General features: G+C 66.4%; 25 protein-coding genes. 14 read left to right on the plus strand and 11 right to left on the minus strand.

The window, feature by feature from the left end:
• The first annotated feature begins 125 nt into the window (after positions 1 to 125).
• Both VF168_07975 and VF168_07980 read left to right on the plus strand, forming a co-directional pair.
• Positions 126 to 599 carry a hypothetical protein gene (locus VF168_07975; GenBank protein HEX7004110.1) on the plus strand — a complete coding sequence of 158 codons (474 nt, stop codon included), beginning with the start codon at positions 126 to 128 and terminating at the stop codon, positions 597 to 599.
• Positions 600 to 607: 8 nt separating this feature from the next.
• Positions 608 to 1,090 (plus strand): YetF domain-containing protein, encoded by a 483-nt coding sequence (locus VF168_07980; GenBank protein HEX7004111.1) that lies wholly within the window; start codon positions 608 to 610, stop codon positions 1,088 to 1,090.
• A 39-nt stretch (positions 1,091 to 1,129) separates the two neighbouring features.
• On the opposite strand, the gene VF168_07985 is transcribed toward VF168_07980, so the two are convergent.
• The 3 genes from VF168_07985 to nirK form a co-directional block, all read right to left on the minus strand.
• Complete coding sequence (locus VF168_07985) at positions 1,130 to 2,230, minus strand: glycosyltransferase family 9 protein (GenBank protein ID HEX7004112.1); 1,101 nt, start codon at positions 2,228 to 2,230, stop codon at positions 1,130 to 1,132.
• 95 nt (positions 2,231 to 2,325) lie between these two features.
• Positions 2,326 to 4,371, minus strand: coding sequence for a hypothetical protein (locus VF168_07990; protein ID HEX7004113.1), 2,046 nt, complete (start codon positions 4,369 to 4,371; stop codon positions 2,326 to 2,328).
• 173 nt (positions 4,372 to 4,544) lie between these two features.
• Positions 4,545 to 5,693, minus strand: a complete 1,149-nt coding sequence (gene nirK / locus VF168_07995) for a copper-containing nitrite reductase (protein HEX7004114.1) — start codon at positions 5,691 to 5,693, stop codon at positions 4,545 to 4,547.
• Between the two features lie 136 nt (positions 5,694 to 5,829).
• On the opposite strand from nirK, the gene VF168_08000 reads away from it, so the two are divergent.
• Together VF168_08000 and VF168_08005 are read left to right on the plus strand one after the other, a co-directional pair.
• Positions 5,830 to 6,564, plus strand: a complete 735-nt coding sequence (locus VF168_08000) for an NTP transferase domain-containing protein (protein ID HEX7004115.1) — start codon at positions 5,830 to 5,832, stop codon at positions 6,562 to 6,564.
• Entirely contained in the window at positions 6,561 to 7,523 is a 963-nt protein-coding gene (locus VF168_08005; protein ID HEX7004116.1) for a hypothetical protein, read from the plus strand. The genes VF168_08000 and VF168_08005 overlap by 4 nt, the downstream gene beginning before the upstream one ends.
• A gap of 50 nt (positions 7,524 to 7,573) precedes the next feature.
• On the opposite strand, the gene VF168_08010 is transcribed toward VF168_08005, so the two are convergent.
• The 6 genes from VF168_08010 to VF168_08035 form a co-directional block, all read right to left on the minus strand.
• Positions 7,574 to 9,169: an ATP-binding protein gene (locus VF168_08010; protein ID HEX7004117.1), complete on the minus strand. Its 1,596-nt coding sequence runs from the start codon at positions 9,167 to 9,169 to the stop codon at positions 7,574 to 7,576.
• Position 9,170: 1 nt separating this feature from the next.
• On the minus strand, positions 9,171 to 10,955 hold the full coding sequence (locus VF168_08015) for an ATP-binding protein (GenBank protein ID HEX7004118.1): 1,785 nt from the start codon (positions 10,953 to 10,955) through the stop codon (positions 9,171 to 9,173).
• A complete protein-coding gene (locus VF168_08020; GenBank protein HEX7004119.1) occupies positions 10,952 to 11,956 on the minus strand; it encodes an ATP-binding SpoIIE family protein phosphatase in 1,005 nt (334 codons plus the stop codon). The genes VF168_08015 and VF168_08020 overlap by 4 nt, the downstream gene beginning before the upstream one ends.
• Before the next feature lie 102 nt (positions 11,957 to 12,058).
• Positions 12,059 to 12,463, minus strand: a complete 405-nt coding sequence (locus VF168_08025) for an anti-sigma regulatory factor (GenBank protein HEX7004120.1) — start codon at positions 12,461 to 12,463, stop codon at positions 12,059 to 12,061.
• A 9-nt stretch (positions 12,464 to 12,472) separates the two neighbouring features.
• Positions 12,473 to 12,859 carry an STAS domain-containing protein gene (locus VF168_08030; protein ID HEX7004121.1) on the minus strand — a complete coding sequence of 129 codons (387 nt, stop codon included), beginning with the start codon at positions 12,857 to 12,859 and terminating at the stop codon, positions 12,473 to 12,475.
• Between the two features lie 5 nt (positions 12,860 to 12,864).
• On the minus strand, positions 12,865 to 13,728 hold the full coding sequence (locus VF168_08035) for an STAS domain-containing protein (GenBank protein ID HEX7004122.1): 864 nt from the start codon (positions 13,726 to 13,728) through the stop codon (positions 12,865 to 12,867).
• A 107-nt stretch (positions 13,729 to 13,835) separates the two neighbouring features.
• Between VF168_08035 and VF168_08040 the strand changes: the two genes are divergently transcribed.
• The 3 genes from VF168_08040 to nagZ are packed head-to-tail and all read left to right on the plus strand — an operon-like array spanning position 13,836 to position 17,622.
• Positions 13,836 to 14,894 (plus strand): serine hydrolase domain-containing protein, encoded by a 1,059-nt coding sequence (locus VF168_08040; GenBank protein ID HEX7004123.1) that lies wholly within the window; start codon positions 13,836 to 13,838, stop codon positions 14,892 to 14,894.
• Positions 14,891 to 16,090, plus strand: coding sequence for an anhydro-N-acetylmuramic acid kinase (locus tag VF168_08045; protein ID HEX7004124.1), 1,200 nt, complete (start codon positions 14,891 to 14,893; stop codon positions 16,088 to 16,090). Before VF168_08040 ends, VF168_08045 begins: the two co-directional genes overlap by 4 nt.
• Before the next feature lie 5 nt (positions 16,091 to 16,095).
• Positions 16,096 to 17,622, plus strand: coding sequence for a beta-N-acetylhexosaminidase (gene nagZ / locus VF168_08050; GenBank protein ID HEX7004125.1), 1,527 nt, complete (start codon positions 16,096 to 16,098; stop codon positions 17,620 to 17,622).
• A gap of 40 nt (positions 17,623 to 17,662) precedes the next feature.
• On the opposite strand, the gene VF168_08055 is transcribed toward nagZ, so the two are convergent.
• A complete protein-coding gene (locus tag VF168_08055; GenBank protein ID HEX7004126.1) occupies positions 17,663 to 18,427 on the minus strand; it encodes a gamma-glutamyl-gamma-aminobutyrate hydrolase family protein in 765 nt (254 codons plus the stop codon).
• Positions 18,428 to 18,472: 45 nt separating this feature from the next.
• Positions 18,473 to 20,158: a glycoside hydrolase family 3 N-terminal domain-containing protein gene (locus VF168_08060; GenBank protein HEX7004127.1), complete on the minus strand. Its 1,686-nt coding sequence runs from the start codon at positions 20,156 to 20,158 to the stop codon at positions 18,473 to 18,475.
• A gap of 194 nt (positions 20,159 to 20,352) precedes the next feature.
• Here VF168_08060 and VF168_08065 point away from each other — a divergent pair, with 194 nt between their 5' ends.
• From VF168_08065 to VF168_08095, 7 genes are all read left to right on the plus strand, one after another.
• Positions 20,353 to 21,606, plus strand: a complete 1,254-nt coding sequence (locus tag VF168_08065; GenBank protein ID HEX7004128.1) for a sugar ABC transporter substrate-binding protein — start codon at positions 20,353 to 20,355, stop codon at positions 21,604 to 21,606.
• A 78-nt stretch (positions 21,607 to 21,684) separates the two neighbouring features.
• Complete coding sequence (locus tag VF168_08070; GenBank protein HEX7004129.1) at positions 21,685 to 22,830, plus strand: sugar ABC transporter permease; 1,146 nt, start codon at positions 21,685 to 21,687, stop codon at positions 22,828 to 22,830.
• A gap of 3 nt (positions 22,831 to 22,833) precedes the next feature.
• Entirely contained in the window at positions 22,834 to 23,658 is an 825-nt protein-coding gene (locus VF168_08075; protein ID HEX7004130.1) for a carbohydrate ABC transporter permease, read from the plus strand.
• A 180-nt stretch (positions 23,659 to 23,838) separates the two neighbouring features.
• Positions 23,839 to 24,291 carry an SRPBCC family protein gene (locus VF168_08080; protein HEX7004131.1) on the plus strand — a complete coding sequence of 151 codons (453 nt, stop codon included), beginning with the start codon at positions 23,839 to 23,841 and terminating at the stop codon, positions 24,289 to 24,291.
• A gap of 2 nt (positions 24,292 to 24,293) precedes the next feature.
• Positions 24,294 to 24,620, plus strand: coding sequence for a metalloregulator ArsR/SmtB family transcription factor (locus tag VF168_08085; protein ID HEX7004132.1), 327 nt, complete (start codon positions 24,294 to 24,296; stop codon positions 24,618 to 24,620).
• Positions 24,621 to 24,659: 39 nt separating this feature from the next.
• Positions 24,660 to 25,187 (plus strand): DinB family protein, encoded by a 528-nt coding sequence (locus tag VF168_08090; protein ID HEX7004133.1) that lies wholly within the window; start codon positions 24,660 to 24,662, stop codon positions 25,185 to 25,187.
• A 301-nt stretch (positions 25,188 to 25,488) separates the two neighbouring features.
• The coding region (locus VF168_08095; GenBank protein ID HEX7004134.1) for a hypothetical protein at positions 25,489 to 26,162 on the plus strand (674 nt) is incomplete at its 3' end.

Genomic DNA, 26,162 nt, shown 5'->3' on the forward strand with positions numbered 1-26,162 from the left:
CACTTGACGCTAGACTCGCCGTAATACCACGTCCCGTTCTTCCGGGTCGAACGGATCGCGTTCACATAGCGGGGAGGGCGATGTCACCGCAGAAACATGTTCCTGAACCGCCGAAACCTCCGAAGATGGAGCAGCGTGGCAACCTATCGATGTTCCAGCGGTTCGGCCTGCCGCTCATGGTGCTGTTGCCCCTCCTGGCCCTGTTCGGTGTTTTCGGAGTCACCTTCGAACGCACCGGCGCGAGCAGCGAGAGGCTGGAACTGCACGTACGGCACTCGACCCGCACGCGCCTGCGGGCCCCGCATCTCCTCACGGTCGAGGTCACGAACCGGGGCCAGTCGCCCCTGGAGGGCGTGACCGTGGTGGTGGACCGCGAGTACGTGGATGCGTTCTCCAACGTCGCCTTCACTCCTCAGGCGAGCGAGGTGACCCCCGACGAGTACCGGATCGAGCTGGGTACGATCGCCGCCTCTGCCACCCGCCTCGTCACCGCCGACATGACACCGGCCGCCTACTGGCGCCACGAGGGGATCATCTCCGCCTCGGCCGAGGGCGTCGAGCCTGTCGAGGTCGCCGTCGCGACCTTCGTTTTCCCCTAGGAGGGCGCATGGAAACGGTTGTGCGCGTGGTGGTCGTCTACCTGTTCGTACTCGTCTCCCTGCGCATCATGGGCAAGCGCGAGTTCGGTCAGCTGGCGCCGATGGAACTGATCGCCCTACTGCTCGTGCCCGAGATCGTGTCCCAGTCGCTCGTAGGCAACGACTACTCACTCACCAATGGCTTCGTGGCGCTGTCGACACTGCTCGCCCTGGTGTTCGCCAACTCCCTGCTCTCTCACCTGAGCAAGGGTTTCGAGAAGGTTTCGGAAGGTGAGCCCGCCGTGCTCGCCCATCACGGGAAGCTGGTCCAGGCGAACCTGAACCGGGAGCGGATCTCCCCCAGCGAACTCTATGCCGAGATGCGCAAGTCGGGCCTGGAGCGCCTAGACCAGGTCCGATGGGCGGTCCTGGAAACGGACGGTAAGATCTCGATAGTTCCCGTCGAGCCGGGAGAGAGCGTGCAGAGGAAAGCGGGGAAGGGCCCCCTATAGCGCCGCCTCGGCACGTGCCGAGCGGAAGGCCGGTTCCCTTCAGTTCCTGACACCCAGCAGATCGAACGCTTCGTCCACTACCTCGCCGACCTGGGCCGGCTCCCAACCCTCACGGCCGGGCAGAGCGAGGCTGCTGCAGGCGTCGCGCAGGCAACGGTGGCCGTCGACGTAGGGAGTGTGCAGGCAGGCGTTGATCCTGTCCGGCATTATCCGGCCCACCACGCGGTGACGTTCTCGGTCGAGGGGAGCCCAGCGTTCCGGATCGGACGCAGAGAAGACGACCACGCTGGGCGTGCCGACGGCTACCGCCAGGTGGGACACGCCGGTGTCGTTGCAGACGAGTAGCGAGGCCCCTCTCAGCAGGGCGGCCATCGCGCCTAGACTGGTCCGGCCCCCGAGGTCCACCGCCGGCGCCCGCATCTCGCTCGCCACGGCCCGCGTCAGCTCCCGCTCGCCGCCGCTGCCGGTGAGGACGACCGTGAACCCCTCGTCGGCCAGCGCGTCTCCCGCTTCTGCGAACCGCTCGGCCGGCCACCGCCGCTCGGGTTCGAAGGCGCCCGGGTGAAGGCAAACGTAAGGAGCGTCGCGCCACCGCGGCCACTCCTCCGTCAACGTCTCACCGTCCTCGGGCCGCTCGGGGAACTCCATGTGATCCCCTTGCGGCGCCACGCCGAGGAACTCGAGGAACTCGAGCCAACGGAGTATCTCGTGGGCGTGCGCCTGGTAGGGGAGGAAGAACTCGGGATCCGGGCACCAGAGGGCCGGGAGGTAGTAGCCGGCCGTTGTCCGTGCTCCCAGGAGCGCCGCGAAGGAGTTGCTGTTGGTACCGCTGCCGTGCAGCTGCAGCGCCAGATCGAACTCGCCTTGTACTCCGGCGACGAACCGCGCCAACCTGGCAGGGTCGTAGGGGACTTCGGGGATGCCGGGGAAACCGGGGAACTCCATCAACTCGTTGACGTAACCGTCGAACCTGCTCAGCAGGTCGGCTGTCCACGGAAGGCCGATCAGCGTCACCTTCGCCTCCGGATACTCCGCACGCAGCGCCCTCAGGGCGGGCACGACGCAGAGCATGTCGCCCAGGCCCCGCAGTGCGCGCACTACCGCGATCCTCTCGGGCCTCCCCAACCGACCGGTTTCCACTTCCCGATGTCACCCCCTGGTTAGAGTCCAGCACGCGCCGTTAGAAGAGATATCGCGGTCGTTCACGCTTCGCTACGGTTGCGGCCGTTTGGCCACTAGAGCGAGAGGATCAGTTCGTCGAGCTGACCCTGGACCCTTCGACGTTCATCGAGCAGCTCCTCGACGGTTCCACCGAGGTCGTCCAGTTCGTTCTCCTGGGCCTCGAGTTCTGCCAGGTAGCGGCGGTAGAGCGAGGAGTCACGGTCGAGCTGGGCCATGTTCTGCCGTATGCGGCCCTGGTCGCGGAAGATCTCTTCGACCTGCTGCTGCATGCTGTCTATCCGACGGTCGAGGTCGGCCAGCTGCTGTTTCAGGTCGAGGATCGCCGACAAGCTGTCCCGGTCCCCGTCGCTCAGAGTGGAGTTCTCCAGGTAGAACAGTATCTGCTCGCTGCTCAGGTTGCTGATCGCCACCGATCGCGAGAGTTCGCGCTCCAGGACCACTCTGAGTTCGCACGCCCCCTGAACCTCACAGCTGAGGTGTGTCGGCACGGTCGGGTCGGCTGGAGGGTCCGCTTCGCTGCGTCCGATCGCTACCCCGAACCGGTATGCCTGTGGGGTAGTTGCCGGTGGGATGGTGGGAGAGACCACCTCGTAACCGTCCCGACGCGGTTGTTCGATGACGAGGAAGCGCTGGCCTCCTGCCCGCACGTCGATCTCGTAGCTGATCGAGATCCGCTGCCGGAAGCCTGTCTCCACGAGGCCGTTGGCGATGCGGATGGCGACGAGCCGCTCAGGCTCACTTTCGCTGACCGTGTTGACGGAAAGGTCGAGGTCGACGGCGTAGGCGAGGATCCGCGAGTCGCCGGGTACGACGTCGCCCAGGAGGGCGTTGCCGGCGAAGCCGCCATCGTCGAAGACCGATACCGGGCCGGAGGCCAGGTGCAGTCCGGTGTCGTTCACGAGGCGAAGGCCACGCAGGGGGTGCAGCGGATGCGACGCCTGGTCGTATATCGACAGTTGCTGCGCTTCGACCGCCGTGCTGATGATCGGGACCATCGCAGACTCGAAGCGACCCACGGAGACCGGCTCGGTGACCCGGTACTCGAAGCTGGCGCCGCTCCGACTCCCCTGCGCCATCGATTCGACACCGGCACCGTAAGGTCGAGGGGTGGGAGCCGGCGCGGCCAGTTGCAGGTTGGCGCGAGACTTGGCCTCGTCGGCCGCCCTCGCGAACGAGTCGGCCTCGAACTGGCGTGCGGTCACCCCGGGTGAGCGGTCGGGACTGATGTGCTGGCGTTCGATGTAGATGGGCTCGAACAGCGAGCTCACGAACGAGATCGGCTGGCCGGCGACGAACGAGATGGCGACGTCCTTGAAATCGGTGGCCGTGGGGTTGTCGAAGATCGCCCACCCCTGGAGGTCGGCTTCGCCGTCACCATCGAGGAGGAGGCGGTAGCTCGTCTTCCACACCGGCATCTCCCGCACGTAGCCCACGCTCACCGGCCGTTCGCCCTCACCCTCGAAACGCAACGTCAGAGTCTGCTCGTCCTCCTCGCTCTGGCGTGCGATGGCGGCGAGCGCTGCTTCCAGTTCGCTCTGGAGTTCCCGGTCGGCGAAGGTGATGGTGCGGACCTCGGCCAGGTCTATCCGCCTCAGTCCGGTCAGGGTTGCGAGGGTAAGGTAGCTGAGCGGCTCCTCCTCGGGTACCTCCACCCGTTCGACGTTGACGATCCGGCCCGACAGTGAGTCGGAGGTCTCGATCAGCACCCTCTGGCCGCGAGCTTGCGAGAGGAGTTGCGCGAGGCTGGGGTCAGCGGAGAGGTCGAGGGCGTAGCTGGCGAGGATGCGCTCGAGGGGATCGCGCGAGGGGTAGCGAACCGGGCGGACGGTTCCACCGCCGAAGTCCTGAAGCACCAGGCTCTGGAGGAGGTCGTTCATCGCTTCTTCGGGCACGCTCAGCTCGAGTTCCGCGTCCCCCGTGACGGTGCCGCTGTGTTCGAAGTAGCCGACGCCGCTGGTGAAGAGGACGAGCCGCGTCACCGGCAGCTCGACAGTTGCCGCGCCTCGAGCGTGCGCGCCGCCCCCGGCGAGCAGGATGGTGAGCAGCAGCAGGGCGATCGGTCCGTTGCGGATGAGGGCGTGCTGCGCGGGGGTTCGCATGAGGAGACTCTACTGCATGCGGACGTTCGCCCATCAGCGCCCCCGGCTGGTCCCAGGGAGGGTCGGTCGTAAGGGCCGGGACAGCAGAGGGAACCCCGCGCCTCTCGCGCGGGGTGTGCCGGGGTGGTGGGGGCCGGTCGGATCCGGGCGGTTCGTCGCGGCCGGGGCCTGCTCTAGTGGCCTTGGCCTTCAGCCAGTTCCTGGGGCGCGTATGGGCGGTTGTAGAGCTGGCCGCTGAAGACCGCGTCGTTGTTCTCGCCGTGGACCGCCAGTTCACCCATGGTTCCCTTGTTGGTCGCGCGGATGATGCTGTGGTCGACGAGGCTGAAGTGGCCGGGCTGTTCGACGCCGAACTCTACGATGGTGGCTCCGCCGGCAGGTACGAGGGTGGTCTGGACGTTGTGGTTGACCTGGCTGCCGCCTTCGACGTAGACCCGGTCGAAGATCTCGCCGATGACGTGGAACGAGCTGATCAGGTTGGGGCCGCCGTTTCCTACGAAGATCCTGACCTCGTCGCCGCGTTCGGCGTTCAGAGCGTTCTCGCCGGTGATGCTGCCGACGGCGCCGTTGAAGAGTACGTAGGAGGGGTCTTCGTCGATGGCGCGCTGCATGTCGAACGCCTGTAGGCCTTTCTCGCCGAAGTCTCCTGTGGTGTAGAAGTCGCCCTGCATCACGTAGTATTCGCGGTCTACGGGAGCCAGCCCCTCTGCAGGTTCGACGACTATCAAACCGTACATGCCGTTGCCGATGTGCATCCCTACGGGAGCGGTTGCGCAGTGATAGACGTAGACGCCGGGGTTGAGGGCGCGGAACTCGATGCCGGTTTCGAAGCCGGGCATGGTCATCGTGGCCCGGCCACCGCCGTGTTCACCGGTTACCGCGTGGAGGTCGATGTTGTGCGGCATCTGACTGCCGTGATCGTTGCGAAGGCTGAGCCTCACGACGTCGCCCTCGCGCACTCGGATCATGGGGCCAGGGACGCTGCCGTTGAAGGTCCAGAACTTGTACTCGACTCCGGGCGCGATCTCCATGACCTCTTCGCTGGTGATGAGGTCGACTTCGACGAGCGCCGGGTAGTCGCGGCCGACGGCCGGGGCGGCTTTGGGAGCGTAGCCCAACTGGGCCTGGATGACGGGAAGGTCGGCGATCGGAAGGGTCCGTAGTTCCTGCGCTGCTGCGGCTCTCTCCGTGGTGTCGGTGGGGACGGCGCCGCCTGTGCTGGCGTCGAGGCCGCCCACGGTGGTCGCTACGGCGATGAACCCGACGAAGATTCCTGCTACGAGGTTCGGTCCGCTGAGGATGTTGTTCTTGAACCCTTTCATCGCTTCTCCTTCCATCCGATTCTCGGATGTTCTGGTCCAAGTTTAGGAGCGGCGCCGGCTCTGCAACAGGGAGCATTGTCCCGAGGGCGAGACGCTCCTTCGCGTCGGGGAGGGTGGACCTGTTACCTTTGCTGCCATGGAGTTCATCTGCCTGGCTGCCGGCAAGGGAACGAGGCTCGGCCGCCTGGGCGATTACCTGCAGAAGTGCATGTACCCGGTGGGGCTCAAGCCGTTCGTCGAGCACACGTTGGGTCAACTGGTGGCGAGCCGGTCGGCACGAGCGGGTCACGACCGGATCACCCTCGTGGTAGGCCACCATGGTGAGCAGGTGCGGCGCTACTTCGGCGGGGAGTTCGAGGGCCTCACCCTGGAGTACGTCGAGCAGGTTCAGAGGCTGGGAACGGGCCATGCCCTCGACCTGGCGTTCCAACGGCTCAGGCCCAAGGAGAGCGTTGTCGCCTGGCAGGCCGACCTCTTCGTCACGAGCTCGATGTTCCATCGGATCGGCGCCCACCCGGCCGCGAACGTCGTGACCCTCGGTCCCGGCCACGAAGAGGAGTCACCGGTACTGCGCGCGACGGTCGAGGGCGAGTTGGTCACCCGCGTCTGGGAGGGGGAGGGCCCGCTGCTCGACGTCGGCCTCTGGAAATTGTCTCCCGACGTACTCGGTCGGATCGGAGAGCGGCTCTCTCCAGGCGGCGAGATACGCATGCTGACGAACCTGCAGAGGTGCATCGACGATGGCGTCGCCGTGGGCTACGTCGTCACGGACGAGTGGATCCACCTGGGCGGAACGCTCCCGTCGGCAGAGGAGAACGTGCGGCGGGTGGTGGCGCGGATACACGAGATCGTGGAGGCCCCGGCGGGATGATCCGGGTCCGCACCCCGCTCAGGCTCCCTTTCGCCGGTGGGCTCACCGACGTCAAGGCGTACGCTCAGCGCTTCGGCGGCGTGACGGTGAGCGCCACGATCGGTCTGGGGGTCGAAGTCGAACTCTGCAGCTCACGGAGTGGCCGCTTCGAGATAGTAGATGCCGAGGGTCACGAAGCAGTCGACCGGTTGGACGATATACGGAACGACCTGGTGAGGGAGGTCCTCAGGGCGGTCGATCCCGCCCACCAGCCGGTGCGGGTAGTGGTCCGCCTCGAGGTCGAGGGGAAGAGCGGGCTCGGCGCCTCGGGCGCCATAGCCGTTGCCCTGCTGCAGGCGGCCTGGACGGCCCGGGGGGTCAGGCCCACAGCCGCGGAGTTGGGACGGGAGGCGGCGCGTATCGAAGTAGAAGTTCTGGCTGGCAACTCCGGCTACCACGACCCTCACGTCTGCGCCCGGGGCGGGATCCTGAGGCTCGACTACCGCGGCGCCGAGGTCGAGGCGACGGGGATCGAACTTCCGCAACGATTCCTGAGCGAGTTCGAGGCGTCGCTGCTCCTCTTCGCCACCGGGGTGAGGGCCGGCACCAGGGAGTCGCTGAGTCGCTTGAGCGGAAGGCTAGATGACGCGCTGGACGTCATGCACGAGATCAAGGCGCTGGCAAAGGAGACCGAGCAGGCCCTGACGCGAGGAGATCTGCACGGCATAGCGCGCTGCATCGCAGAGCAGCAACATCTGAAGCAGAGGCTCCCCGGGAACTTCAACGACCCGCTGGTCACGGAAGTACACTCGCTCCTCGCCCCACTCGGCGCGAGCGTGCAGTTCCCCGGCGGCAAGGTTGGCGCCTACATGTTCGTATGCTGTCCGGACGCCCAGCAGCCGCAGGTCAGAGCCGCACTGGACCGCTTCGCCGAGCTTCCTCTGAGCTTCTCGATGGAGGGGAGCCGCGTGGTGGAATAGGCGACCTAGGTCGGGCGCGCGCCCAGGAAGCTGGCTCTCCGGGCTCGGGTTCAGGCCCTCGATGCCAACTCGTCCTGGTCGCTTTGCCGCAACTCCTCCGTGTCCGGCGCGTGCGGAAGGGTGAACCAGAACGTGGCCCCGTTGCCGGGGCTCGATTCGGCCCAGACCCTGCCGCCATGCCGGTGGACCACCCGTCTCACCGTCGCCAGCCCCACGCCCGCCCCCGGGAACTCCGAGGTGGGATGCAGGTGCTGGAACGCGGTGAACAGCTTGTCCCGGTACTTCATGTCGAACCCGACGCCATGGTCGCGAACGAAGAAGACCTGCTCGTCACCCTCCTCGGTGGAACCGACCTCGATGATCACGCGTTCCAACGGTTGACTGAACTTGAAAGCGTTCTCCAGCAGGTGGCCCATCAGGGTCCTCAGCAGGTCTTCGTCGCCTACCACCGAGAGTCCCTCTTCGACCGAGAACTCCAGATCGACTTCGGGGTGATCCGCCGCGAGCGAACTCAGGAGCTCGTGCGACAGAGCCGTCAGGTCCACGCGGCTGGCGCTCGTACGCCAACGCGAGAGTCGCGACAGGGCGAGGAGGTGGTCGATCTGCTCCCCCATCAGCCGCGCCGCCCTGCGGATGCGGTCGAGGTAGTTGCGACCCTGCTCGTCGAGCAGCTCACCGTAATCTTCCTTCAGGACCATGCTGAAGCCGTCGATCCCCCGCAGAGGAGCACGAACGTCGTGGGAGATCGAGTAGGCGAGGGCCTCGAGTTCGTTGCTCCGACTCGTCAGCACCCTGTTGGTCCTGCTCAACTCCCGCGTGCGTTGGGCCACCCTCTGCTCCAGCTCGGCGTTCAGTTGCCTGAGCTCTTCGACCAGCCGTTCCCGCTCGATCTCGGCCCGGCGCAGCTCGCTCACGTCCCGATTGACGATGACCATCATCTTGTCGCTGCCCGGGGACGCGCTCGCCAGGGTCAGCGAGGAGAGGATGAACAACTCCTCCCCGGACCTGTTGCGGTGGCGGACCTCGCCCTCCCAGTGACCGCTGTCGCCGAGGGCCCGAAGCACGGGCTCGAGCTCATCGCCCGAGCTGTCGATGCATACGAGTTCGGCGAGATCGCGGCCTGCGACTTCGCCCTCGGTCCAGCCGTAGACCCGCTCGGCCCCGCGGTTCCACCGCTGCACCTTCAGGTCGGGCGTGGTGACTATGATGGCGTCGCCCACATCCTCGAGGAGCAGCGCCAACTCCTGTCGCTGCGCTTCGGCCTCTCTAAGTCGCAGGTGTGCTCGGACCGTCGCGATGAGAACCGGCGGCTCGAGAGGATAGGTGAGATAGCCGTCTGCGCCGCTCTCCAGGCCCCGCACCTGCGAGTCGGCATCGATGAACGTCGCCGAGATGTGGAGGACCGGGATGTGAGCCGTGGCCGGATCCCCCTTCAGGCGGGCGCTGACCTCCAGGCCGCTGATGTCGGGAAGATTGACGTCGAGCAGCACCAGGTCGGGCAGCGAGGCCGCCAACTCGAGGCCTTCGTTCCCGGTGGCCGCCTCCAGCACGCCGAAGCCAGCCTGCCGCAAGATCCTCCCCATCGCGTAACGACCGATCTCGTCGTCGTTGACCACGAGGATCGTACTCAGCCGGGGCTCGTCCATCTCATCTCGCTTTCTCGTGGCGGCGTGCGACCGCCTGGCTCAGGGCCGAGCCAACCAGTGCGGCCGCATCACCCGTCGAATAGGCACTCTTGGGCAGCAGGACAGCCCCCAACTCATCGAGCCGGCTCTTCTCGCGCTCGTCCAGGCTCTTCGAGGTCACGACGACTACGCCGATGCTACTAGTTTCCGCTCCCTCACGCAGCCGCTCTAGGACCTCGAAGCCGTTGACCCCCGGCATCACCAGGTCGAGGAAGATGACTTCCGGCTCCTCCGCGTGCGTGCGCCGAAGGCCCTCCTCGCCGTCCGCCGACTCGACGGCGGGATAGCCCAGGTCCGCCAGCAGGCCCTTGAGGATGTAACGGTCGATCTCGTTGTCGTCCACGATCAGCATCCTGCTGCCCGGCGCCGCGTGACCCTCGCTTCCGGCACTCTGTCCGACGCCCTCCGGGACCCGTGCGGTAGGGAGCCTCAGCCAGAAGGTCGACCCCTTCCCAGGCTCGCTCTCGACCCCGACCGTGGCCTCCAGGAGGTCGGCGAGCTTTCGGGAGATGGCCAGTCCGAGGCCGCTGCCGATAGTCTTCTGCTGCGCCGGTCCCGACAGTTGGCGGAACTCCTCGAAGATGTTCTCCTGATCCTCGGGGGCGATGCCGATGCCGGTGTCCGTCACCGAGAAAACGACCGCCTCCGACTCCAGTTCGACGGTAATCCGGACTTCGCCTTCTGCGGTGAACTTGAGGGCGTTGGCGATGAAGTTGCGGAGGATCTGCGTGAGTTTGCGCTCGTCGACCCAGAGGACGGGGATCCGCTCGAAGCCGGTGAAGACCAGGTCGACGTCGGGGCTCGTTACCAGCGGGAGGAACATCCCGCGCAGGGCGCTCATCAGATCCTGGGGGTCGACCTTCGTGGGTTGGACCGGCAGGTTGCCCGCCTCGACCTTGGCCATGTCGAGCAGGTCGTTGACCATCTCGAGCAGCTCGCCGGCAGCCCGCCTGATGAATATGACCTGCTTCGTCTGCTCCTCCGAGAGGTCGCCGTCGGCGTGGCCGAGGAGCAGGCGCGAGAGTGCGAGTACCGAGTTGAGGGGGGTGCGGAACTCGTGGCTCATGTGAGCGAGGAAGCGCGACTTCACCTGATTCGCCTGGTGCAACTCCTTCGCCTTCTCGTCGAGCTCGGCGTAGAGGGCTACGACCCCGCGGTTGGTATCCTCGAGCTCCTGGTTCAGTCTCACCAGCTCCTGCTGGTTCCGTTCGAGCGCCTCGAGGGCGGTTATGAGGTCCTGGTTCTGCTGCCTCAGTTCGTCGATCGGCGTGCGCGGCTGGGAGTCCACGATCGTCTCGGTGATCTCCTGCAACTGCGTCCGGTTGAACGGCCGCAGCGACTGCGGCCGCGCCTTCCTTATCGTGACGGTCGTTCCGTTCCCCGGCGTGGAATCGATCTCGAACCCGTCCATAAGCCTGCGCGCGCCAACCAGCCCGAGGGCCGATGTTCCGCTGCCATGCGAGGAGGGGTTGAGGACCTCCTCGATGTCGGCGATCCCCGGTCCTTCGTCGGCGACCTTCATCACCAGCACCTGGGAGGGCGGGGCCTCCTCGAGCGCGAACTCGACCCTCCCCGATCCGGCGTGGACGACGGCGTTGCGCGCGAGTTCTGAAACGGAGGTGGCGACCCTGATCTGGTCCTGCGGTTCGAAGCCGAGCAGCTGAGCCACCTGTTTCGCTCGCTGTCGTGCGGTGACCACGTCCTGCTCGTAACGGAGTTCGAGCGTCAGGAGGGGAAGCCGCTTCATTCCAACCACTGCCTTGCGACCAGGACGGAGAGGTCGTCGCGGTCGCGCGCGAAGTCGCGGTAGAGGACGGCCGCCAGCAGGGCGGGTGACTTCCGCTCGAGGCCTGGGTAAGCGCCGATGTCCCAGCGGTTGCTCATCCCGTCACTGTGCATGATCAGCGTCGTGTTCGCCGTCCAGGGATAGTCGAAAGCCTGGAACTTCCTGACCTCCTGCCCAAGGGTGCCATTGTAGGAGACGAGGTTGCGGCTTCCCTCCGGGGTGTGCAGCACGGCGTTGATGTTGCCGATGCCCACGTAGCGGATCGACTGTCGGTCGCTCCTAAGCTCGGCGACCGCGGCGACACCTCCCCGACTAGCCCTGAGTGCGTTGTGCACGGCTTCCATCAGCCTCTCGGGCGGAAGGTGGAGGTTCTTCGAGAAGGTACGTACCGCGGTATCCGCCGCTTCTGCCGCCATCACGCCATGCCCCAGCCCGTCCACCACGAAGGCGAGGAAACGGCCGTCCCCTCCGGCCCAGGCGAGCCCGTCGCCGCACTCGGTTTCACCGACCATCGGGAACCGCAGGCCGGAGGCAGCCATCCCGTGAGCAGGTCCACGCGCTCGGGCGCCTGTCGGCGAAAGCCGCGCGAGGACGGCGGTTCCCCGGCCGGGCGACGAGTAGAGATCGAACTCGTCCGCGAGGCGTCTCACGGCCCCCAGGCCCGTGCCTGGGCTGCCCGCCGTCGAGTAGCCGTCGGAGAGGGCCTGAGAGACGTTGCGGATCCCTGGACCTTCGTCGAGGGTCAGGACCGTGAGGGAGGGTCCGCCAGCCGCCGGCACCACTATCAGCTCACCTCCTCCATCGGAGTGCTTGACGAGGTTCCTGGCCAGCTCGGTCACCACGAGCTCGACTTTCCCGACGTCACTGTCGCGCCAGCCGCACTCAAGGCTCAGGCCCGACGCCCGACGCCGGGCCTCGCCCACCTGGCTCGTGTCGGCTACGGCCAGCTTCAGGGGCAGCATGCGAGCCCGTTCAGTAGCACATTCCAGACCCAGCTCACCAGCGCAGGCCAGCCCCAGCTCACTGGCGCCCTCCAGATCCCGTTCCGCGGACCACCCGAGCCCCTACTTCCACTTGGTTGCGACGACACTCGTGCCCTCCCCGACCCGAGAACTGAGTTCGAACTCGTTGACCAGCCGCCTGGCTCCGCCCAGACCGAGGCCCATGCCCTCGCCTGTGGAGTAGCCATCCTTCATGGCGAGTTCCACGTCGGCTATCCCCGGACCCTTGTCCTCGAACGTCATCCGCAAGCCCTGACGGTTGCCGTTCTCGAGCATCTCCAGGCGAAGTTTCCCACCGCCTCCGTAAACGTGCATGTTGCGCGCCAGTTCGCTCGCGGCGGTGACGAGCTTGGTCTGGTCCACGAGGCTGAAGCGCATCTCCACCGCCCACGACCGCACCGTCTGCCGTGCCCTCACGATGTCGTCGGCTGATCTGACGGCGAGCTCGTCGCTCCGCCGCACCTTCATCGAGGAGACCTAGCCATCGTCGGGATCGGCCTGGTCCAACGTCGTTCGGAGCAGCTCCATGCCTCGTTCGACGTTGAGGGCGGTCTTGACGCCCTGCCAGGAGATCCCGAGTTCGACGAGCGTGATCGCCACGGCCGGCTGCATGCCTACGATCACGGTACGGGCGTCGAGGATGCGTGAGAGCACCGCGATGTTGCCCAGCACGCGGCCGATGAACGAGTCGACCATGTCCAGCGCCGAGATGTCGATGAGCACACCACGGGCCCCGGTCGCGGTGATCATGCTCGTCAGGTCCTCCTGAAGCTGGAGGGCGAGCCTGTCGTGCATGTCGACCTGGATGCTTACGAGCAGGAATTCGCCCATCCGCAGGATGGGTATTCGTTCCGTTCCTACCATCCGCGTCAGGAGTTTACAGGGCCGACCTTGTGGCCGGTACGCCGCAGGGCGGTGTAGAGGGCGTCGGCCAGTGAAGCCTTGGTCGTGACCTCGTTGAGATCGATGCCCAGGTGAACGATAGTCTGCGCTATCTGAGGACGTATGCCGCTGATGATGCAGTCGGCGCCCATGAGCTTGGCTGCCGAGACGGTCTTGAGCAGGTGTTGCGCCACCAGAGTATCGACGGTCGGCACGCCGGTGATGTCGACGATGGCGATCGTCGAACCCGTCTCCACGATCCGTTCCAACAGGCTCTCCATCACGACCTGCGCCCGTTCGCTATCGAGAGTACCGATCATCGGCAGGGCCAGAACGCCCTCCCAGATCTTCACGACAGGAGTGGAGAGCTCGAGCATCTCCTGGCGCTGTCTCTCGATGATCTCGTCCCTGGAGCGGGTGTAGGTCTCGGTGGTGTAGAGCCCCAATCGGTCGAGCAGCGTGGTCGCTTGCCACAACTCCTTCACCAGCTCCTCGGGTTCGTTCTCATACTCCTTGCGGAGGAAGGTGAAGAGGCTCTGCTTCAGGGAGAATATGTAGGTGGCGACTTCCACCGGCGTGAACCCCTGGCGGGCCCGGCTACGCGAATACTCGTCCAAGGCGTCCCGCAGGTCGGACCACTGCTCGGCCTCGAGGTTGTCGACGCTGCCGTCCTTCGCCGCCTCCTTGAGGAGCCCCAGGAACTCCTTCGACTGGCTCCTGAGTTCGGTCTCCGAGATCAGGTCGGGCCTGAATGCCGAAGAAGACGCCTGCTGCTTCATCCAGTCGTCGAGGATGCGCTTCTCTTGTTTCTCCAGTATGGCTGGTATGCGGCTACTGCCGGACTTCGGCATCAACTGCCCCTTTCGGTCAACGCCGGAGTCTACCAGAAGGTATTCTCACGTCTGGTCTCATGCCGTTAGCGTTACAGCGTTGCGGCAGCCCATGCTAGTTTGTTCCGATGCGCGCTACCCCAGACTCCCGGTCCATCGTCGAGAGGGCGGTGGCCTCGGGCGCCGCGTCGTGCGCGTTGGCGTTCGCGTCGGGCGACGAACGGCCTTTCGCCGTGGGAGTGGTCCGGGAGGGAGGTCCGGCGGCGACTCCGGGCACCATCTTCGACCTCGCCTCGCTGACCAAGGTAGTCGCCACCCTGCCCTCGGTCGTGCGGCTCTTGTCGGAAGGGGAACTCTCGCTGGAGGACCGGGTGGGCCGCTTCTTCAGCAACGCAGGCTGGTTCCAGACCCCGTCCCTGGCCGACTCGACGGTCCGTCAGCTACTGACGCACACCTCCGGCCTGCCGGCCTGGCTGCCGCTCTTCGCGACGACCTCGCTGCGGCGCGCCGCGCTCGCCGCCCTGCTGCAGACCCCGCTCGAGCGGCCCCAGACGGTCGCCTACAGCGACCTCGGCTTCATGCTCCTGGGCGCGTTGATAGAACGGGTGAGCGGCGAGCGCCTCGACCGCTTCGCCAAGCGGTACGTCTTCGAGCCACTGGGTATGTCCCGTACCGGCTTCGGGCCGGTGGACGGCAGTGATGTGGCTGCCACCGAGGATTGCGGCTGGCGTGGCCGGTTGCTCCAGGGCGAGGTCCACGACGAGAATGCTGCGGTGTGGGAGGGGGTGGCCGGGCACGCCGGTCTCTTCGGCACCGCTGCCGATCTGGGCCGCTACTGCCGTTCCTGGCTCCTCCTCGACCCGCTGCTGGGGTCCGAGGAGATCCTGCTCGAGGCGACCCGTGAGCAGGTGAGGTCGAAAGAAGGCGTGCGCTTCGGGCTGGGCTGGCTGCTCGACAACGACGGCGGCTGGGCCGGCAAGGGTGCCAGAGGCTACGGCCACACCGGCTTCACCGGCACTTCCATCTCGTTGGAGCCGGCCGAAGGGGGCGGCGGTTCGTTCGCCGTGCTGCTCACCAACCGGGTTCATCCACACCGGGGGCGGCGGAAGGGCGTCTCAGAGCTCCGCAGCGCGTTCCACGAGGCGCTGCGGGCCGGGGACGAGCCGGCGGAAGGGGAGCGGCGATGAGCGGCGAAGTGCGTCGCCGCCAGGTAGATGCCCCTGCCGGCGGAGGGGAGCTGCCACCGATGACGGTGCTGAGCCTCATGTCGGGCACCTCGGCCGATGGCGTCGACGGCGTCCTCGCACGGCTCCACCTTCGACCCGGCGGACTCGACTGGCAGGCGCTGGGACGCCTCTCCCGTCCATACCGACCGGAACTGCGAGAGCGGCTGCTGCGGGCGCTGAAGCCGCAGACCTCCGACGTCTCGCTCATCACCCAGCTCGATGCCGAGGTGGGTCACGCCTACGCCGATGCCGCCGAGGAGTTGGCGGCCTCTTGCTCCACGCCGCTCGACCTCATCGCCATCTCGGGCCAGACGGTCTACCACATCCCTCGCGAGGACGCCTCGCGTGACTGGCGAACCAGATCTACTTTGCAGGTCGGCGAAGCCTCGTTGGTGGCCGAAAGGTGTCGGGTGCCGGTCGTGAGCGACTTCCGGAAGGGCGACATGGCGGCCGGCGGGCAGGGAGCGCCCCTCGTTCCGTTCGGTGACCTGCACCTCTACGGCGAACGCGGCGTGAACAGGGCCGTCCACAACCTCGGCGGGATATCGAACCTCACCTATCTCCCGGCCAGCCTCTCCGGGGAGCGCGTACTGGCTTTCGACACCGGTCCGGCGAACTGCCTGATGGACGAGGCGGCAGCTCGCTACGCCGGTCTGGCGTTCGACGAGGACGGCGCCCTGGCCGCGGCAGGACGGGTCGACGAGAGGCTCCTGAACGGCTGGCTGGAGCACCCCTACCTGCGACTGCCTCCGCCCAAGACGACCGGCCGGGAGGTGTTCGAGCTCGATTCGTTCGTCAGCGGGCCCACGCCCGAACCTGCCGACCTGCTGGCCACCCTGTGCGCCTTCACCGCCGAGTCGGTGGCGGCCGCCTACCGGGAGCACGTCATCCCCCTCGGGCTCGACGAGGTGCTGCTCGCCGGCGGCGGAGCCCTCAACCCCACCTTGGTGCGGATGATCCGAGACCGCCTGCCCGTCCCAGTTCGGACCTTCGCCGAACTCGGCTATGACGCCCGTGACCGGGAAGCCCTGGCGTTCGCGGTGATGGGTTACTGCGGTTTCCACGGCCTCGCGAACGTCCTGCCGTCGGCAACCGGGGCAAGCCGGCCGGTGGTAGCTGGCAAGATCGTCGACCTTCGCCCCCGCTGGGGTGAGTGAGCGTAGTGGACGCAGCCCGACTCCTGATGATCGACATCTCCGGACCGCGCCTCATCCCGGAGGAGCGGGCCTTCCTGTCGGAGCGGCGTCCCGGCGGAGTCTGCCTGTTCGGGCGCAACGTCGTCGACCGCTACCAGGTCGCCGAACTCGTGGCCGAGCTGCGTTCACTGGCGGGAGCCGACCTGCTCGTGGCCGTCGACCAGGAGGGGGGTGGGGTGGTCCGCATCCCTGATCTGCCCTACCCGCCCAGTGCCATGGCCCTCGGAGCCGCAGATGACACCAGCCTGACCCACGATGTGGCCGCCGCCACCGGAAAGGGGCTGCGGGCGGTCGGGATCAACGTTGACTTCGCCCCGGTGGCCGACGTCAACTCCAACCCGGCCAATCCGGTGATCGCCGACCGCTCCTTCGGCGCGGACCCGCAGCACGTCGCTCGCCACGTGGCCGCGTTCGTGACGGGCCTGCAGTCGGCGGGGGTGGCAGCTACGCTCAAGCACTTCCCCGGCCACGGCGATGTCGACGTCGACTCGCACCTCGACCTGCCCACGCTGGAGAAGACCCCGGAGATGCTCGAGCGACTCGAGTGGCTCCCGTTCCAGGCGGGGATGGACGCCGGTGCCGCGGCCGTCATGACCGCCCACATCCTGCTTCCGGCGGTCGATGCTGAGCTGCCCGGTACTCTCTCTCCGGCCGTTTCCGGTGCGCTGCTGCGGCAGCGGCTGGGCTTCGGTGGGGTCGTTTTCAGCGACGCCCTCGAGATGAAGGCGATCGCCGATCGCTGGAAGGCACCCGAGGCGGCCGTGCTGGCGATCGCTGCGGGCGTCGACATGGCTGCTCAGGTCGGTCCGCTGACGACCCACCGGCAGACCGTGGTGGCGTTGGAGGAGGCGCTGGCGCAGGGCCGGCTCGATGAGGTCAAGCTGAAGGACTCACTGGCAAGACTCGAGAGGCTCTCGAACGCCTTCCCGGGCATCGGGGCCGACCTCGCCGCCGCCTTCCCCGAGGGGGCTGAGGAGCGGTTGCGCGATGCAGCCCGCCTTGGGAGCGTGGCCATCGGCGACCTCCCGCACCTGAGCCGCGGCTCCCGGGTCGTGCTCGTCGCGGCTGGCGCGAGCAGGCAGAGCGCCGCCACCCAGGCGACGGTGCGTCCCGCTGCCGGGCTGGCCGGCGAACTGCGCGAGTTGGGGGCAGAGGTGGCCGAGATCGAGTACCGACGGGGCGAGGCGGACTCCGCGGCAGAAGCCGCACTCCGAGCGGCGAACGGGAGAGACCTCCTCATCTTCGCCTCCACCTCCCGTACTGCGCTCGGCGCGGACGAGCAGGCGCTCGCCATGCGCCTCGCGCGACAAGCGCCGCGCTTCCTCCACCTCGCCCTCTGGAACCCGTTCGCCGTCAACGTCGTGCCCGGTCCCGCGCTCATCACGTTCGGTTGGCGCGCCCGGTCGCTGAGGGCTGCCGCCTTGGCTCTCTTCGGCGAACTGGTGGTGACCGGTTCACCGCCGGTTCGACTGGAACCGGCGCGCCTGGCCTAGCAGAGCTTCCCCGACTCGACCCGGTCGGCCGAGGACGCCGCTAGCTCCTGGCAGGCCTGGCGTCGGCTCGTTCGCTCGATGAGGCTCTGGGGCCCAGCGCCGCTCCCACCAGGAACTCGAACGGCAGCAACTGGTCCGGATGGTCGCGGAAGCTCATCTCGGGGTGCCACTGCACCGCGAGGAGCGGCGCTCCGGCGCTGGCCTCGATCGCCTCGATCAGCCCGTCACCGGTCCGGCCCACCACCCTCAGGTTCTCGCCCAGGTGTTCGATCCCCTGGTGGTGGTGCGAGTTCGTCCGAAGAGCGGTCCGGCCGAGTTCGCGCGCGAGGAAGCACTCCTGTTCGAGGGAAACGGCGTGGCTCGGTGCTCCGCCGATGTCCACCTGGTCGTGCTGGATCATCTCCGGCAGGTCAGGCAGATGCTGGTGGAGGGTGCCCCCTTCGGCGACGTTGATCACCTGGATACCGCGGCAGACCCCGAGGACCGGCAGCGAACGCTCCCGAGCGGCCCGGTAGAGGGCGAGTTCGAACTCGTCACGGCGGCGGTCGACCTTGCCTAGCCGAGGCTCCGGCTGGCGGCCGAAGTATTCCGGATCGATGTCGGCGCCCCCCGTGAAGAGTACGCCGTCGATCCCCTCCAGGAAGGCGTGGACGAGTCCTGGCTCGAGATTGGCGGCGAGTAACGGCAGGCCGCCAGCCAGCGCCACCGCCTCAGAGTAGTTGCGGCCGGTGAGGGTGTCCTCCCGGCGCAGACCGCGGTCTCTGAACTCGGTGGAGGTCGTGAGCAGTATGCGGGGTCGTTCCACGCCCGCAGCGTAACCGCCTGAGGGACCATCGCTTGCCCTGTGCACCTAGTAGCCCTGCATCCCCGCGCCGATGGGGAACTCGCCTACCGGAACCGGCAAGGTCCCGCTCGGCTGGGCTGCCCCGGTCAATATCGCGGCGGCGCCGCGCAAGTTCGAGCCGCGGTAGCCGTAGACTGCCAGATAAGCGTCGGGACGTTCGGGGAGGAAGCGGAGGTCGTCCGGGTTCCCCAGGGCCACGACCACGAGCGGCCTGCCTGTCGCGGCGAGCCGTGCCTCCAGCTCCGCCGATCCGGCCGGGAACCCGCCTAGCCAGTGGTAGCTGCCCAGCACCACGACATCGGCGCCCTGAGCCAGGCGGACCGCCTCCTCGATCTGACCCTGGGTGGGCCGCTCTGAGACGGTGAAACTCTGGACCCCGGCTACGCTCTGCGCCAACACGGAACCTAGGTGGGGCGGCTCGCCGAACAGGCTCGGTCGCGGTGCTACTACCAGGACGCGAGCGTCTTCGGGGAGTGGCAGGATGTCGTCGTTGATCAGGAGCGTTGCGCCAAGGGCGGCTACCCGGGTCGCCAGTTGCCGGTGCGATTCGTAGTCAGGGGTCGGCCCGTCCCAGCTGGGACGGTGGCGCTCCGCGACCGCTCGGCCGCGCGCGACCGCTTGCCGCACCCGCTCCTCACTGAGCCTGCCGCTGCGTACGGCCTCGAGCAGGGCAGCGTGCACCTCGCGCTGCTTCTCCAGGTCAGGCCCGAGCAGCACCAGGTCGGCGCCGGCGAGCACGCTCATCACCGCCGCCTCGCCGGCCCCGAAGTTCTCGTCGATGGCTTCCATGTCCATGTAGTCCGTGACTATTAGCCCCTCGAACCCGAGGTCGCCGCGCAGGAGACCGGTCAGTGCCGCCGACGACAGGGTGGCGGGCAGTTCCGGTTCGATAGCCGGGAAGGTGACGTGCGCCGTCATGATCGCGGGCACGCCAGCCTCCACCATAGCTCTGAAGGGGGGGAGCTCCACCGCCTCGAGGCGTTCCAGGTCGCCGTCGACGCTGGGAAGCGCGAGGTGCGAGTCGGTGGAGGTGTCGCCGTGGCCCGGGAAATGCTTGGCCACCGCCGCGACACCTGACTCCTCCAGGCCCAGGAGGTAGGCGCGGCCGAACCGGGAGACCGTGTCGACGCTGGCGCCGAACGAGCGGATGCCGATGATCGGGTTGTCGGGATTGATGTTCACGTCCACCACCGGCGCGAAGTTCATGTTGAAGCCCGCGTAGGTTAGTTCCTCGCCGGTAGCGCGGGCGACGGCGGTAGCCAGTCGGGGATCCCCAGTTGCAGCCAGGGCCATGTTTCCGGGGAAGATGGTCGCGTCATCGACCCGGTAGGTGGTGAACGGACCTCCCTCCTGGTCGATGCCGAACAGCAGGGGATAGTCTGCCGCCTCCTGCAAGGCGCGGGTCGCCTCCCGCGCGGCCCGCGTGGAGGGCACGTTGCTGGGGTAGATGAGGAAGCCGGCTGGCTCGAACTCTTCGAGCCGCTCGAGCGGCGCTTCGGCGCCGGGGTAAGCGAGCAGAAGCAGCCGACCCACCAGCTCCTCGGCCGGCACCTGTTGAGCGAGAGCAGCGAAGGGTGCCGAGCAGAGGATCAGCACGATCAGCATGCGCACGGCGCCTTGGAGAGGCCCGAAGATCGAGGGATTCTCGGCAGCAGTCATCTCGCTACCGTCGTTCGGGGTCGAGTAGGTCACCCGGGCAGTCTATCGAGCCATCGGCTGTCCGTCTGCCCAACTCTTCGGACATAGGGCGTGTGTCTGGCCGCTGCCCCCGGTGCGTCGGACCGCCGAACTGTGGTTCTCGCGGCTTGTTTGACCCGTCCCCGACACCGGAGTATCGTTATGCGAGCAAAAAATACAGGTATTCAAGGAAGCGAAGGAAGGTAGTGATGTCAAAACCGTTGAAGTCCATCCTCCTGTTCTCCCTGCTGGCGAGCTTCACGCTGGCGCAGACCGAGATCGAGTTCGCCACCTGGGGCGGCACCGAAGACCTGGCTATCTACGAGGACCTGATCGCCGAGTTCGAGGCCGAGCACCCGGAGATCGACATCGTCCTCAACCACATCCCCTCTGCCGGGGACTACGAACAGAACCTCGCCACTCTGATCGCTGCGGGCGCCGCCCCCGACGTCTTCTTCATAAACAACATCTCGCTTCCGGGCTTCGCCGCCCAGGGCGCCTTCATGCCGCTCGAGGAGTTCGCCGGCGAGGAGTTCCTCTCGGACTTCTTCGAGGGCCACCTCGACGCCTTCCGTTATCAGGGTGAGCTGATGGCGATCCCGCGTGATATCTCGAACCTGGTGCTCTTCTACAACCAGGATATGTTCGAGGAGGCGGGCATCGAACCGCCAACCGACGACTGGACTTGGGATGACTTCCTCTCCGCCGCTCAAGCGCTCACCCAGGACACCGATGGCGACGGCCAGGTCGACCAGTTCGGTTTCGGCTACTCCACCTACTACCTGTTCTGGCAACCGTGGGTCTGGTCCAATGGCGGTGAGTTCTTCGCCGAGGACCACAGCGAGTTCACCCTCGACCAGGGCGCCGGGCTCGAAGGACTGCAGTACTACGTGGACCTGCGCTGCGAGGAGAACGTGGCCCCCACCTCCGAACAGGCCGCCGAGCGCAATGCCGCCAGCATGTTCGCCGAGGGTGACGCCGCGATGATCGTCGACGGTCGCTGGCGCGTGGCGCCCCTCAACAGCGATCCGGCTGTCGACTTCCAGTGGGACGTCGCCCTCTTCCCCCACGGCGAAGCAGGTTCGATCGTCGACATCGACGGGTCGGGATGGGGTATCTCGAGCAGCAGTGACGCGCCCGAGGCGGCCTGGGAGTTCATCCAGTTCGTTTCCTCACCCGAGGCGATGGAGCGGTGGACCGAAGCAGGCATCATCATCCCGGCGCGTCGCAGTGTTGGACTGAGTCAGTCGTTCATCACCCCCGACGTCCCGCCTGCAAGCGATGAAGTGTTCATCGAGGCGAACGAGACGGCAATCCCGACCGAGACCTTCGAGGGCTGGGGCGAGTTCGTCAACCTCCTGAACGAGGGCATGAGCGAAGTGTGGCTCTGCGAGACGTCGGTCGAGGAGGGTCTCTCGATCATCCAGGAGGACGTCGAAGACCTCCTGTCCGACTACCAGTAGGAGTCGACTGAGGGTGGGGGAGAGGCCCTTTCCCCCACCCCTAGCTAAGACCTTCGGCCGCCTGGCGGCCTATCTTCGATGGCTACCGAATCGAAAGTCACAGCCGCCCGCACCCGCCGCGAGGAGCGTAGCAAGCCGGCGAACCGTTCCGGCGACGGACTCTGGGCCGTGTTCTTCCTCGCGCCCAGCCTGCTGGGCATCCTCGTGTTCGTCGTCGGGCCGATCCTGATGTCTATCGTCATCTCGTTCACCGACTGGCGACTCGCCTCCCCGCTCACCGTCGCCTCGCTGCGCGACGCCTGGGTAGGGCTGGAGAACTACGTCGAACTCCTCAGCTGGGAGGAGGCGATCTGGTCGCCACTCAGGAATGTCGCCTGGCGAGCGCCGATACTGCTCCTGTCGGCAGCGGGGAGTATCTGGCTGCTGGCCCGACGGAAACTGAGCGTCGCCTGGGGCGTTGGCTTCGTTGTCGTGTCCCTGGTGCTGTTCGGTTACTTTGCCGGGCTGCAGATCGACTGGGAGGACCGGCGGTTCTGGCAGAGTATGTGGAACACGCTCTACTTCGTAGGGCTCACCGTTCCGCTCACAGTGGCGATCGCCCTGCTGCTGGCGTCGGCTCTGAACCGACCTCTGCGAGGTTTGGCTCTCTATCGCGCGGCCTACTTCATGCCGGTGATATCGGGCGCGGTGGTGGTCGCGCTCGTGTGGAGGTGGATGTTCAACCCCACGATCGGCCCGATCAACCAGTTCCTCGGTCTCCTGGGGATCGAGGGCCCGGGCTGGCTCAACAGTCGCGAGTGGGCGATGCCGGCGATCATCATCACCGACGTGTGGAGCAACGTGGGCTTCTACATGGTGATCTTCCTGGCCGGCCTGCAAGGGATCCCGCAGCACCTCTACGAGGCGGCCGAACTGGACGGGGCCGGACGGTGGCAGAAGTTCTGGAACGTCACCGTGCCGCTGCTGAGCGCCACCACCTTCCTCAACATCGTACTGGCGCTCATAGCGGCCTTCCAGGTGTTCGCTCTGCCCTACATCATGACCGACGGCGGACCAGCCGGCGCCACCCGAGTGCTCGTCTTCTACATGTACGAGCGGGCGTTCGACACGCCGTTCCGGATGGGCTACGGCTCGGCGATAGCCTGGATCGTCTTCCTGATCATCTTCGCCATAACGGCGGTCCAGTGGTACGCCAGGCGCAGGTGGGTGCTCCATGAGGAGTAGGGCGTGAAGCGCAACCATCCTCTGGCCACAGTGGGCGCACACGTCCTGTTGCTCGCTGGCGCCTTCCTGATGCTCATCCCGTTGCTCTGGACCGTGTCGACCTCGTTCAAGGCCCCGGGGACCGAGTTCAGCCTGCCGGTGCGCTGGATCCCGGAGACTTGGCATCCGGAGAACTACCTGGAGGTGGCCCGGCTGGTCCCGCTCGGGCGCTGGTTCTTCAACTCGCTGGTGGTCGCGCTCGCCTGCACGGTGGGACAGATGCTGACCGGTTCGATGGCCGGCTACGCTTTCGCGCGGCTGCGCTTCCGCGGTCGCGACACGGCCTTCCTGCTCTTCCTGGCGACGATGATGATCCCGCCCCAGGTGACTATCATCCCGCTCTTCATAATCGTTCGCGCCCTCGGCTGGTACGACACCTACCCGGGCCTCATAGTCCCGGGCCTGTTCGGCGCCTTCAGCGTCTTCATCATGCGCCAGTTCTTCCTGACCGTACCCGGTGAACTGGAGGATGCCGCCCGGATCGACGGGGCCAACCATTGGCAGATCTACTGGCGGGTGATGCTGCCGCTATCCGGCCCGGCCCTGGCGACGTTGGGCACCTTCACCTTCATGACCTTCTGGAACTCGTTCCTCTACCCGCTCATCATCACCAGGCGGGAGGAGATGAGGACGCTTCCGGTAGGTCTTAGCGTGTTCCGCGAAACGTTCACGACCGAGTGGACCCTGCTCACCGCCGGTCTCGTGATGAGCCTGATCCCGGTGGTGATCGCCTTCCTCCTGGGGCAGAGGTACTTCGTTCGCGGGATCAACATGACTGGTCTCAAATAGGACTCCCTGGGGCGGGCAGGCACAAGGAGATCCTGCGTGCCGTACCCGCGATGGAGTGGCATCCCCGTGCGGTCGTCGTCTACCCAGCCGGATCGAGCACACCCGGCATTCCGGTCCACGCGCAACTAAAAGGTTGCGAAATGCACCGGTCTCCGCTAAAGTGCAACTCGGAGGTTGCGCATGAGCGATCGGATCGAGAAGAGCATCGAACTCGAGGCCCCAAGGTCACGGGTCTGGCGGGCCATCACCGATCATCGCGAGTTCGGCGAGTGGTTCGGGGTGAAGCTGGAGGGGCCGTTCGAGAAGGGGAAGGTAACCCGGGGCCGCGTCACCAACCCCGGCTACGAACATGTGACATGGGAGGTGTTCGTCGAAGCGATCGAGCCGGAAACGCTCTTCGCCTTCACCTGGCATCCCCATGCGATCGACACGGAGGTGGACTACTCGGAAGAGCCCCAGACGCTCGTCGAGTTCAGGCTGGAGGAGACGGCCGGCGGCACGCTGCTCCACCTCACCGAGTCGGGTTTCGACGAGATCCCGGCCAACAGGCGCCAGGCCGCTTACCGCGGCAACGAAGGCGGCTGGACGGCCCAGATGAAGAGGATCGAAAGCTACCTCGCCAGCAGGTCGTAGTCGTGCTCCAAGGCAGGGCTCATGAGCATGCCGCCGTCTTCTCGGCGATGGGCGACGAGACCCGGCTCGCACTAATCGCCCAGCTTGCGAGCGGCGAGCGGCGCTCGATAACCGAGTTGAGCGAGAGTTCGACGCTCACCAGGCAAGCCGTGACCAAGCACCTGCGGGTGTTGGAGGGAGCGGGGATAGTGCGCAGCTACCGCTCGGGCCGGCTGACCCTGTTCGAACTGGATCCGCAGCCCATCCGCGAAGCGAACGAGTTCCTGGACGTAGTCTCAGAACAGTGGGATCGCAAGCTGGCCGAACTGAAGCGGTTCGTTGAGGAGTGAGAAGGCTCGGCATGTAACACTTCGGGTAACAGGAGAGCCATGGACAGTCCCATCCGCAGCCCGTTCCTCATCGAGTCGCTACCCGGCTATTCGCCAACCATAGGTCACCTGGTCGCGATGATGAACTACGCCAGGTCGACTACCCTGGAGGCCGTAGCCGGCCTGAGTCCCGCAGAGCTCGACTTCCTCCTTGATGGTGAGGCCAACAGCATAGGCATGCTGCTCGAGCACATGATCTGGGTCGAGCGAGGCTACCAGGCGAACACCTTCGGCTGGGCGATCGAAGGGGAGGAGGTGGAGCGCTGGCGACTGGGCAGCGACCTGGGCGAGGAGGGGAGGAAGCAGATTCGCGGTTTCGATCTCGACCACTACCTCGAGAGGCTCAAGGCGATTCGCGACCGCACGTTGGCGGAGTTCGCGAAGCGCGACGACGCGTGGCTCTTCGAGGAGGGCGAGTGGTGGGGCGGCAACGTATGTAACAACTACTTCAAGTGGTTCCACGTCTTCGAGGACGAGATCAACCACCGAGGGCAGATCCGTATCATCAGGAAGCGGCTGCCAGGGTAGGGGGCGCAGTCATCGGGAACGACGAGGCGCATCCGTACTTGACGAACGCCTGCGCCGGGAGGATCATCCGCTTACTGGCGAAGCCTGGTAAACAGGTTCGTAGACCTTCCATACACGTCACAACGGGATCTCGGCCTACCCGCTAGTAGGAGGAGGTTGACGCTCTGCAAGGGCGGCCCCGGTCGGTTTCGGTTCTCGACCTGCTGACCGGCGCTATCTGGGCCTTCTTTTCGCGGACGGAAGTTTCTGCCTGACGCGAAGCCACGGGCGCGCCGCTCGTCGCGCCCCGAAGAGGGGAGTCATGAGGGTCACCACCTCCAAGCTGTTCCGCTGGGCGGGCGTGGCGCTGATCGTCGCCGGCGCGATCTTCGCCGGCATCCAGCCGATCCATCCGCCGGATGTTCTCGAGTCGGTCTCGACCGGTGCCTGGTCGGCCATCACCACGCTGAAGCTGGCGATGTGCCTGCTGTTCCTGCTGGGCATCGTGGGCCTATACGCCCGCCAGGCCGAGGAGTCCGGCTGGTTGGGCTTCGCCGGCTTCCTGCTGCTGTGCCTTTCGTGGGGGTTGCAGAGCGGGTTCGTGTTCACCGAAGTATTCGTCCTCCCGGTCCTGTCGGCAGAGGCGCCGACGTTCGTCAACAGCTTCCTGGGGATCATCAACGGCTCGCCCGGCGAGATGGAGATAGGCGCTCTTCCGATCGTCTATAACTTTCTCGTCGGGCTGCCGTACATGCTCGGTGGAGTGCTGCTGGGCTTCGCCACCTTCCGCGCCGCCGTACTTCCGCGCTGGGCGGGCGCTCTTCTGGCGGTCGCTGCCCTGTTGACGCCCGCGGCGGCTCTGTTCCCGCTTGCCATCCAGCGGTTCGCAGCGATACCGGTGGCGGTGGCGTTCATCTGGCTGGGCTACGCCCTCGTCGCCCAGATAGTTGGCAAACGGGCACGCGCCTCGCTCTCGCCAGCAGGCGCGCAGGCCAT

The organism is Trueperaceae bacterium (assembly GCA_036381595.1).
In the GTDB taxonomy this organism is placed as follows: Bacteria; Deinococcota; Deinococci; order Deinococcales; family Trueperaceae; genus DASVCN01.